The sequence below is a fragment of the Curvibacter sp. Hmag1.1 genome (assembly GCF_059769165.1).
On the sequence record NZ_JBMBGX010000003.1, the window covers coordinates 147,946 to 157,606 of the forward strand.

Consider the following 9,661-nt stretch of genomic DNA (forward strand, 5'->3'; position numbering starts at 1 on the left):
CCTCTCGGGTTTCTCTCAGGTTCAACTCAATGCAATTGCCAGACAATTGAACGAAAGGCCGCGTAAAACGCTCGGCTTCCATACACCCGCTGAGATGTTCAGCGAACGTGTTGCATCGACCGGTTGAATCCGCCGTCGAAAGCAGACAATTTGGGGCGCGCTCCGGTCTAGGAAATCCGGGGCGATTCACTTTTTCAATAAGGATGCAGACAGAATCGTGGATTCCGGCACATTTTTCAACCGAGGTTTTTTATGCCAAAGCTTGGGTGATACTGCTGGACTTACAGCCGGACATCCACGTGCAACTGAGCTGGAGCTGGACAATGCTGATGCGGGTGAAGACCTTACGCGGCTCATGCATGTCACGGACACCCTGAACCAACGCTGCGGAACAGGTACCGCCTTAACAGCCAGTACCGGACTGTAATGGGTATGTCGCAATGGTCCATGAAGCCGCTCCAAAGAACTCAGGCCTGCATCACACGCTGGGATGACATGCCGGTAGCCCGGGCGTAATCTCTCCACTTCTTTAGCGCATCTGAACCATGACACAAGCCCCCTCCCCTCTCAATCTGCATATCTCTCGCGGAGAGATCTACCGGGAGAAGTCTGATGCTCTCAAGGTCCGTCTGACCAAAGCAGAGATGGAGATCAAATCGCTTCAATTAGCTGAAGCGGCGAAGCTTGCGAATGACGGTGACGACGCCATGTTGCGCACGATGACAGATATCCGCTTTGCTGTGGAGTGCGTTGTCGATACCGGAGGGATCATGAATAACAAGTCCCCCAGAGCGCAATACGGTCGCCGCAGAAAATTCAGCAACCCGCTGTTTCTCTCCCCTGCTGGTTTGATCGAGTCCTATCCGGAAAAGGATGAAGATCTATTCACCAGCGAGGAGGTCGCTGTTGCGGCCATTCGCAGGCTAGGCGTTGGCGGTGAGTGGAATGTGCGCGAAACACTGTTGACGGTGGAAACTGCCAGCAAGCGCTATCTGCGATGGGTCGTCGAGGTCAAAGGCAAGGAGTTTTCTGAGGCAAGGAGAACACTGGATGAGCTTGCAGAAATTTACCGCCAGGGTGGTCGAGCGGCACTACGTGCTCTGTACACGCGCGAGCATGTGGCGAAAATTGTGACCCGACTTCGCGCGGCCGGCGTGCAGATTCAAGGGGATGATGATTGGACATCTGGAAAGCCAGCGTTGCCCATTGATTTTCAGGCAGGGCAATACATGCAGGTCAGCGCAGAGCCTAAGGGGGCGTAATACATTTCACAAGTCAGTGAAACAACTGCCTGTTGTTTGAGCCCGTTTTTACGGATTGCGAGCATTCAAGACAGAATTGCACTCCCACATCAAAGGAACCCATGTGATGGCCATCTTCGACAACGTTCACTACGGGCAGATAGAGGCAGATGCTCACCAAACGACGTTGAATTTACTCACTGAGGTTGCCGACTACCTGAGCCGTCTGCCAGCACACCCAATGACTCACGCGATGATTCAGAAGGTGCAATCCCATTTGGACAACCCGAACGCAAAGGCACAGAACGCACGATTGACCATGCTCGCAGAAGACCAGGCACTGAGCGCAAAAATTCAATCCGGCGATGGATTTAAAGGCACTTCTCTACTAACATCCCCCGGGGCTCCAGTGATCGCTGCCAGGTTGCTGTATCCCAACTTACGACTTGAATCTCCGGCTGTTCAAGAGCTCCTCAATGCAGGAGAGAAATTGCAAGCAGATACCCTATCTGCAGCAATCGGACGTGAAATTGCTGAGGGAGTGACTATTAACCTGTCGCCCATTCATCCAAACATTGACCTCGTGTGGCTTGAGCCAAAAGCTGTAATGACACCAAGTCACAAGATCGAAAACGCGTAACGCAGATTAGTACAAAGGGATGGCTTTCTTATTCCCGATCTGATGTCATGGATTTCGACTGACCATGCGGTTCGATTCCGGGGTAGCTCTTTCGAAGATATTCCAACACCTGCGAAAGGGGTATGTGATCAATATTCCCCAGGAACACATGCCAGCTGGGCTTGATGCTGGCGGCCAGAAGGGCCCGTGTGATGTCAAGAAATGAAGCATGGACATCGCCCAGAAAGCAGATTTTCTGAGGCGCTTTATTCAATTGGGCACGTGTCTGAAGGTTGACATCTCTCATCACAAGACTCCATTAACTGGAGCCAATGAATTTGATCTCGGCTCCTACGATTGAGGGGCCGATTGCGAAAAGCTCTAAGTGAGGTCTTCTCGCGCCCGGCCACGATCCGCTGCGGCCATGCATATAACCTCAGGGTTGATGGATGTCATGGAGCGGTTTACCATGAGATGGAGGGTATCGGTAAGCCTTGAACTTGGCAAAAATTTCGGCCTTGGTGTCAGAAATACTGTGGTGAGAAAAGTAAACGATATCGCTTAATCACTGATCAAGACCACTCAGCACCACGAGTCTTTTTCCAGTAGTACCTCATTAGATCTCCCATGACAACCGGGCTGTCCCATTTGCCGTCATTCAGCCGTCTAAGCGCCGCTTCAGTGAGTTTCATATTCTGCTTGAGCTCATCAATGAGTGAAGTCAACTCATCAGCGGAAAGCGCGCCTATTTCAGTTCTTAAGAGAGCCACCCGCTCACTTTGTGTTTGGTTTAACTCATCGAATTGTTTCACTGCCGGACTTGGCTTAATCGGCACCTCAACAGATCCAACATTTGGCTCAACTGAAGGTGTGCCCACACTAGTTACTGTCTCTTCTACCGCTCGACCCACAAGAATTGATTTCAAGTACGCGTGTCTTGATGCAATCGGTTTCGCATCAGAGAGCGCCAGACGGCTACTTAGACGTTCAAGTGCTTTGCCGAATTTCATTTGGCCATGACGGAAGAAAAGCTCTTCCGAAAGCTCTGGATCAATTCCAAGATCTTTTGCGAGTTTCAGTTGTCCAATGTCAACAGGTGACGGTGCCGTACTTATCGAACTTGGCTTTAAATGGACTTCAAACTGCAGAAGTTCAACTGAACGCCCTACCTTTATTTCCTTAGCTGTGACGATCAGCTCACTGACCTCATTTACCTCTTCAATTGCTGGCTTCAATGTGTCCCGATTGAAGAAGCGGAACTCAGTTTTCAACTGTTTAGACGCTGGCTTTCCACTGAGGACTGAGACCCACCATTGCCACTTCTGCTTTGCTGTTAGATGGCTCGGGTTGTCTTTATATCTGGCGCAGATCTCGTACAGAGCTAGGCCAGCATGAGTCCTAAATTTTGAGACGGTTGAAAGTTGGATTTGTGCGTAGAGAGTTGGCGAAAGGATTTCCGCTTTCATTTTTGGAGCGTATGCCCACTCGATCCAGTTTTCATTGTTAACTTTGAACAAAGATACTTGAGCAACCAAAGCAGAGGCAGTCCAACTAGAGCCTTCTCCACCACTTGGAGACTGCCAATCAATAACGTGCGTAACCATCGACTTCAAGTGTTTCTTCAGCTCTGCTGTACTTCCGTCGGAGCCATCAAATCCACGCAGTACAGAACTCAGGGGAGCCCGGAACTCAACCCTCGAGGGATCCGCAGCAGCTTGCTCACTCGCTATGACCATCATCACCGTATACGCCTGACGACCGATCCTTGTGATGGCACCGCTTTGAGGAACCATCGCTAGGGTTGCTACGTGCTTCTTGACTTTGTCGGATGAGTGAATGGCAGATTGCATGCTGTCATTATGTGTGAGATTTTAAAAATCACATAAAGATTTTTCGTTCTTAGCCCTTGTTTTTTCTCACACTCAGGTGGCATGAGCTCATTTTTGAGCCTTGTTTTCTCTCACAGTTGATCCGCGGATATCACTTTCAGCCACTCCTGACAGCTCCTGATCACTCTTTGCACCTTCAGCTTTCCGCGAATTTCATTAAAAAACAGGTCTCTTGCTTTTCCTCACATTTCCCTTGGTTTAACTCACTTCAACCTTGATTTATCTCACTTATCCCTTGGTTTACCTCACACATTGTTCTGTAAGTCTTTGATTTATATAAGGAATTTCACTCCTAAATGTATTAAAGATCTTAAAGAAGTTAAAAAGAGAAGACTGAGAGATGTGGATAACTTGCTAACAACTGGATAACAACTGCCAATACGACAAATTCCTAAGACTTTAGCTTCACAGTTAAGTAGAAAAAACGCACAATAGATGCAACACGCAGAATTTTGCGTTTTTAGGAAACTTCACATGACAATCACAAGTAGTAAGGACGCAAGGGTCTCACTCGAAGACTTGATCACTTCATCAAACCGCGTAAGCGCTGTGATCGAAAGTGTACGAAGCACAATGCTCGCACCAGACGCTCGCAAAAAAGCACCAGCCTTCACAACGAGTCAGGTAGCTGCTGTTTGTGGGCTCGAGAAAGCCGCTATTGATTACCGAATTAAAAAGGGTGACTTACCCACTGGTCAAATGGACGATGGTCGTCGTCGGAAATTTAGTTTGGCAGACACTCGAGTCTGGGCACAAGCGTACCGCTCCAAATCTCTTCGGCCAAACAATGCAGAAGCAATCACTATTGCAGTTGCTAACTTCAAAGGTGGTGTGACCAAGACAACCACTGCTGTCACCTTGGCTCAAGGGTTGAGTCTTCGTGGACACAAAGTGCTAGTTATCGATACTGATCCGCAAGGTTCAATGACCACCCTGTTCGGCCTTCTCCCTGATGTTGATGTGTCCGATGAGAAAACAATTTTGGGTCTTTGTTACGGGAGCGAGTTAGCCGTTGACTACGCGATCAGCCCGACGTATTGGTCAGGAATAGATATTGTTCCTGCGAATCTCGCACTTTATTCTGCCGAGTTCGCCCTCCCCTCGCGTCAAAAAACGGAACCTAACTTTGAATTCTGGAATGTGCTGAATAACGGTATTGACGTTGCCAGGACAAACTACGACGTCATTATTCTCGATACGAGCCCCAGCCTTTCCTATTTAACAATTAACGCGCTCCTTGCATCTGACGGCTTGATCATGCCTTTGCCGCCCAGTACATTGGATTTCACGTCGAGTGGGCAATTTTGGAACTTGTTCAACGATTTAGCCGCAAATCTGCTTACCAACCGGGGCAAGTCGAAGAGCTTTGACTTTGTTGATGTGCTTCTTGCTCGCGTTGATTCCAACGACTCGTCATCGAGTGTAGTGCGGGAGTGGATAACAGCTGCTTACGCCAATATGGTTCTCCCGGTTGAGATTCCAAAGACATCTTTGACCGCGAGTGCGAGTGCTGAATTTGGCACTGTTTATGACACTGAACCATCCTCGATCAATTCTCGTACTTATCGACGTGCCTACGATGCGTACGAGCGTGTTGTTGAGTTGGTAGAGGGGCAAATTCAAACAGCGTGGAAACGCCAGATTGGAGGTTGATATGGCACTAAAAGATAAAGCCGCAAAAATCGATTTCTCTGCTATCGGATTGGCTCCGACAAAACCTGCTGTTCAGGGATCTAAAACTGCTATCGGGATGCATGCAGACGCATTGTTTCGTGATGAGCGTGTGGCTGAAGAAAACTCTCAACTCAAGTCCAAGTTAGAAGCCTTTGTAGGTGCAAGTCCGACACGGAACATTGATGCAAAGTTGGTTGTTGCAAGTCGTTGGGCGAATCGTCATGAACTTTCATTTCAAACAAAAGAGTTTGCTCAACTAAAGGGTGAAATCGAGTCGGCTGGTGGGAACATTCAACCAATTAAGGTGCGTCCAACTATCGATGGGAAATTCGAAATTGTTTTCGGACACCGTCGTCACCGTGCGTGTCTTGAGTTGGGAATCCCGGTTCTTGCTACCGTTGATGATGTAGATGACGTCAAGCTGTTCTGTGACATGGATCGTGAGAATCGCGAGCGCCAGGCTCTTCGTCCTTATGAAACTGGTGTCATGTACGCTCGTGCCCTTGATGAGGGTCTTTTTCCCTCCGCTCGCAAACTTTCAGAAGCAGCATCAGTAGATCTGAGCCAGCTGGGAAAAGCACTTGCACTTGCCCGCTTACCCAAAGAGATCCTAGAAGCTTTTGCAAGCCCTCTTGAACTTCAGTATCGTTGGGTCTCTGATCTGAATGCTGCTCTGCAAAAAGATCCCGATTTGATCCTTTCAAGAGCGCGCGAGTTGTCAAAGGTCGCATCAAAAGAGGCTGGTGCGAAAGTATTGAAGGCGCTTCTTCATGGTGGGGGTGGAACCGTTCCACTCCCTAGGAAAGTAAAGCTTTCAGGTAAGTCCGGTCGCTCGGGCGAGTTGACCTTTGATTTGGCGAAAGGTCATGCTGAAGTTCAGGTGAAAGGTATTGCGCCGGAGCTATTTGATGAAATAGAGGCTGTCATACGTAAAATTTTGGGATAAAGCATTTGGCAAAAAAGGGGGGGGTGGAACCGTTCCACCCCCCCCTTTTTTTTACATCTCAACACTTCGCCGTTTCATCTTCTTCACCGCATCGATCTTTCTTGCCAGCTCCTGAGTCGAATAAATGGAGGTCGTATCGATAGAGGCGTGTCCTGCAAGTTCGCTCACCACTTCAATCAGAACACCATCAACCAATGCCTGTCGAACAAAGGTGTGTCGCATCCAGTGGGTGGAAGCTTTCAAGAACCGTGCTTGTTCTAAACCGGCCTCGTTGCAGCCGAACGAGATCTTGGTAAAAAACCGTTTGAGTACTGCGTAAATACCAGAGGCCGACAAGGGCAACCCGGGCATCTCCGAGACGGAGGTGGCTTCAGTCGCGCCCGTGCTCGACCGGCGCCATTGCGGCACCGAGGCGTGAAGGGTCCGAATCAATGGGAGATCGCTAGCGTCCGAGAGCTGTTTGTCCGTTTCTAGGAACTCTTTGGCATGCTGCGTGATAAGCACCACAATCGGGTCTTGAAGAGGAACCTCACGTGTTTTGTTGCGCTTGCCTGTGACAGTAAGTACCCAGGTGGGTGGTAGGTCAGGGAGGTTTTCAAGGCGAAGATCTTTGTACCGCGCATTCACCAATTCATCCAAGCGCACGCCGCTGGTGACTAGTAGCTCAAGAATGCAACGCAGGCGATGGGACTCCGGAGAGGAGGGTAGGGCGCTTAAGTTCTGCAGGACAAAGGCCCACTCTGCTTCGGTAAAGCTGCGGCGGATGTCCACTTTCGACACAGGTAGATCAAACGACTTCATCAGCGCCCGGAAGGGATTAGCTACCAGGTAGCCGGCATCCATGAGTCCGGTGAACAGCGTCTGCAGGATGACCAATGCTTGCTTTTGCGAAGCAGGGGAGGGCTGTCCTCTAAATGCGCGCCACTGAGGATCGGATCGCGGGACGGGCTGGGGGTGGATCCAAGATGCCGGGACTGCTTTCAGAAACTCCCGGTAGCGTTGGCAATCGGGGGCGGTGATGGAGCTGATGGGCTTGCGCAGTTCTTGGGCACACCAGAGAGCGAAACGTTCAACCTCTTTACGGTAGCTACGCTGGGTCGCCGGCTTCTCGTTGTAGCGACTTAGCCAGGCAGTGATGGCTTCCCAGTCGTTGCCGGCGCCTAGTGTGTTGGCCATGTGACTGCGGAACACTCCGCCTTCCCCGGTGAGGGTGGGGGTGAGTGCGATGCGCTGGAGTTCGCGGTCGATCAGGGTGAGAGTGCCGGAGGTACTGCCTGAAGGGGAGGGGAGGGCAGGGGAGGGTGACCCTGAAAAGATGACTTTGGGGAACTGCAGGGCGGTCAGGGATTTGGGTTGGAGGGCCGTGGCTTGGATAGCCATGCGCAGCTGTTCTTGCTGGAGTTGTAGCCAGTAAACAACCTGCCCTGCCCTCAGTGCACCAAAGCCTTCAATACGCCCGTGCCAGCGATAGCCATAGACATTGATGAAGTTCACCAAGTCTTTGAGAAAAAGCAGGCCCACATTGCGCAGGCGTTTGACCACAGTACGGGAGAACCAGATCTCCAGCTTGTCCTCGGCTCTGGGCTGGATGGCTAGCAAGGATTCCAGGTGGTTGAGGGCGCGCACCCGCTCGGCGGAAGGGTCCTTGAGATGGGAGCCGGCCTCCAGAGCATCGGCATTGTCCAGTCCGAAAGCGGCCTTGTATTCGTCCATCAGCTCGGCTTCCGAGTACATGTCGGGGTCCATGCCTTCTTGCTCCACCCATTCCTCCAGAGTTGGCAGCTGCACTGCTGCGACCGGTTTTGCCTGGCTGCGTAGTAGGTCCAAGGAGGCATGCAGGCCCGCGTGTTTGGGCAGTCCAAGGTCAAGGTTGCGTCCAGCTTCGATGATCTGCTGGAGCAAGGCATCCTTGCGGTTTTGGACGTAACGCAGATCGGTGGTGCTCTCCGCCCAGGCGAGGTAGCGGTCAAAAGACTGGCGCAGATCCAAGCCGAGCAATGCAGAGCGCACGAAGGCGAAATGGTGCACTCCTAAAGAGCGAGGGTCCTTGATGACCTTGGACTTGGACCCTGGGGGGCGGCCGCGGCGCTTGGGCGCTGGGCTGTGAAACAGCGGGTCTGCCGAGGGAAAAGCGGTGGAAACTGCCATGAGCGCGACCTGGTATGTCTGGGAAATGGCGACTTAGACTAATTTATCTAACGTCATGATTATAAGGATAATCATGACGCAATCGGTTTGCAATAAATGGAGGAGGGTAGAGAGGAGGGCGATGGGACTCCTCAAAAAGGGGTCGTCTCAGAAAACGGACAACAAAGCACGGTAAGCAAACCGGCATTGCCCTTAAGCTGTAGTCACATTGCGACTACAATAGAGCCTCTGAAACCTTCAAGGGAAATGACCATGAGCACCGCCGATACCTATGTCCGCGCTCGCATCGACACCAGCACCAAGGAGCGTGCCGCTGATGCGCTCGAAGCAATGGGGTTGTCCATCTCTGACGCCATCCGCTTGCTGATGCTGCGCATTGCTGATGAGCGCCGGATGCCCTTCGATGTGAAAGCCCCTAACGCCACCACGCGCAAGGCCATTGCCGAACTTGAGGCTGGGAAAGGCAAGCGTTTCGCCAGCGTTGATGACCTGATGGCAGACTTGCATGCGGACGATTGATCGCGCCTCAGCCTTCAAACGCGACTACAAGCGCGAGGCCAAGGGCCAGCATCGGGCTACGCTCGATAGCGATTTGAAGCCCGTTCTCGTGGCCCTGGCGACCGATCAGCCGCTTGACGCAAAATTCCGCGATCACGACCTGAGCGGCGACTGGGCAGGTTATCGGGAATGCCACGTCAAGCCCGACCTGCTGCTGATCTACCGCAAGTCGGATGCCGACACTCTCCGACTGGCACGGCTTGGCTCGCACAGCGAGCTTTTCGGTTGAGCCTGTCCGATTGAAGTACAGCCTAACCGGGCGTCAGACGAAGCGGCGAAAGGGCGTCAGAGTAGGGTCTTTTCAGGCATTTCCTGACGCCTTCGGCGCGGCGTCTATGGCCTCAACCTGACACGCCAGCCCTTAGCGTGCTTTGTTGTCCGTTTTCTGAGACGACCCGTAAAAGACCGGTGGGGCATCTTCCATGCGCAGCCTGTTGATTTCCATGCAAAGCTGACCCACCGGGGGTGCGGACAAAATCTTGGACTACCTGGAGGTAGTTTATGTATTCATACGAAGAGCGAATTCGTGCAGTAAAGCTGTACATCAAGCTTGGCCAGCGCCTCAATGCGACCATCCGGCAAAGCA

Annotated in this window: 9 protein-coding genes and 1 pseudogene; 7 read left to right on the forward strand and 3 right to left on the reverse strand. The window is 51.6% G+C overall.

Translation table 11 applies throughout. From position 1 onward, the window contains the following. The 3 genes and pseudogenes from ACOAP0_RS19975 to ACOAP0_RS19985 all read left to right on the forward strand — a co-directional run. Nucleotides 1-127 (forward strand): annotated as a pseudogene (locus ACOAP0_RS19975) (IS30 family transposase); the annotation flags it as partial. Between the two features lie 418 nt (nucleotides 128-545). Next, nucleotides 546-1,262 (forward strand): hypothetical protein, encoded by a 717-nt coding sequence (locus ACOAP0_RS19980; RefSeq protein ID WP_498374552.1) that lies wholly within the window; start codon nucleotides 546-548, stop codon nucleotides 1,260-1,262. A gap of 106 nt (nucleotides 1,263-1,368) precedes the next feature. Continuing rightward, the gene (locus ACOAP0_RS19985) at nucleotides 1,369-1,881 is read left to right on the forward strand and encodes a hypothetical protein (protein ID WP_498391544.1); all 513 of its coding nucleotides are present in this window, start codon (nucleotides 1,369-1,371) and stop codon (nucleotides 1,879-1,881) included. Between the two features lie 28 nt (nucleotides 1,882-1,909). On the opposite strand, the gene ACOAP0_RS19990 is transcribed toward ACOAP0_RS19985, so the two are convergent. Together ACOAP0_RS19990 and ACOAP0_RS19995 are read right to left on the reverse strand one after the other, a co-directional pair. Then, entirely contained in the window at nucleotides 1,910-2,167 is a 258-nt protein-coding gene (locus ACOAP0_RS19990; protein ID WP_498374550.1) for a hypothetical protein, read from the reverse strand. A gap of 265 nt (nucleotides 2,168-2,432) precedes the next feature. Further along, nucleotides 2,433-3,710 (reverse strand): RepB family plasmid replication initiator protein, encoded by a 1,278-nt coding sequence (locus tag ACOAP0_RS19995; RefSeq protein WP_498374549.1) that lies wholly within the window; start codon nucleotides 3,708-3,710, stop codon nucleotides 2,433-2,435. 513 nt (nucleotides 3,711-4,223) lie between these two features. Here ACOAP0_RS19995 and ACOAP0_RS20000 point away from each other — a divergent pair. Beyond that, nucleotides 4,224-5,402: an AAA family ATPase gene (locus tag ACOAP0_RS20000; RefSeq protein ID WP_498374548.1), complete on the forward strand. Its 1,179-nt coding sequence runs from the start codon at nucleotides 4,224-4,226 to the stop codon at nucleotides 5,400-5,402. Nucleotide 5,403: 1 nt separating this feature from the next. Continuing rightward, nucleotides 5,404-6,369, forward strand: coding sequence for a ParB/RepB/Spo0J family partition protein (locus ACOAP0_RS20005; protein ID WP_498374547.1), 966 nt, complete (start codon nucleotides 5,404-5,406; stop codon nucleotides 6,367-6,369). Nucleotides 6,370-6,420: 51 nt separating this feature from the next. Here ACOAP0_RS20005 and ACOAP0_RS20010 read toward each other — a convergent pair whose 3' ends face one another. Beyond that, nucleotides 6,421-8,517: a site-specific integrase gene (locus tag ACOAP0_RS20010; RefSeq protein WP_498374546.1), complete on the reverse strand. Its 2,097-nt coding sequence runs from the start codon at nucleotides 8,515-8,517 to the stop codon at nucleotides 6,421-6,423. A 252-nt stretch (nucleotides 8,518-8,769) separates the two neighbouring features. Here ACOAP0_RS20010 and ACOAP0_RS20015 point away from each other — a divergent pair, with 252 nt between their 5' ends. Both ACOAP0_RS20015 and ACOAP0_RS20020 read left to right on the forward strand, forming a co-directional pair. Beyond that, the gene (locus tag ACOAP0_RS20015) at nucleotides 8,770-9,036 is read left to right on the forward strand and encodes a type II toxin-antitoxin system RelB/DinJ family antitoxin (RefSeq protein WP_013521177.1); all 267 of its coding nucleotides are present in this window, start codon (nucleotides 8,770-8,772) and stop codon (nucleotides 9,034-9,036) included. Then, nucleotides 9,023-9,304 (forward strand): type II toxin-antitoxin system YafQ family toxin, encoded by a 282-nt coding sequence (locus ACOAP0_RS20020; RefSeq protein ID WP_013521176.1) that lies wholly within the window; start codon nucleotides 9,023-9,025, stop codon nucleotides 9,302-9,304. Before ACOAP0_RS20015 ends, ACOAP0_RS20020 begins: the two co-directional genes overlap by 14 nt. Nucleotides 9,305-9,661: the final 357 nt, after the last annotated feature.

Excerpts from the sequence above, each read along its gene's own strand:
- ACOAP0_RS19990 (WP_498374550.1), bottom strand. The coding sequence starts at position 2,167 with ATGAGAGATGTCAACCTTCAGACACGTGCCCAATTGAATAAAGCGCCT.
- ACOAP0_RS20015 (WP_013521177.1), top strand. The coding sequence starts at position 8,770 with ATGAGCACCGCCGATACCTATGTCCGCGCTCGCATCGACACCAGCACC.
- ACOAP0_RS20010 (WP_498374546.1), bottom strand. The coding sequence starts at position 8,517 with ATGGCAGTTTCCACCGCTTTTCCCTCGGCAGACCCGCTGTTTCACAGC.
- ACOAP0_RS20020 (WP_013521176.1), top strand. The coding sequence starts at position 9,023 with ATGCGGACGATTGATCGCGCCTCAGCCTTCAAACGCGACTACAAGCGC.
- ACOAP0_RS20000 (WP_498374548.1), top strand. The coding sequence starts at position 4,224 with ATGACAATCACAAGTAGTAAGGACGCAAGGGTCTCACTCGAAGACTTG.
- ACOAP0_RS19995 (WP_498374549.1), bottom strand. The coding sequence starts at position 3,710 with ATGCAATCTGCCATTCACTCATCCGACAAAGTCAAGAAGCACGTAGCA.
- ACOAP0_RS19980 (WP_498374552.1), top strand. The coding sequence starts at position 546 with ATGACACAAGCCCCCTCCCCTCTCAATCTGCATATCTCTCGCGGAGAG.
- ACOAP0_RS19985 (WP_498391544.1), top strand. The coding sequence starts at position 1,369 with ATGGCCATCTTCGACAACGTTCACTACGGGCAGATAGAGGCAGATGCT.
- ACOAP0_RS20005 (WP_498374547.1), top strand. The coding sequence starts at position 5,404 with ATGGCACTAAAAGATAAAGCCGCAAAAATCGATTTCTCTGCTATCGGA.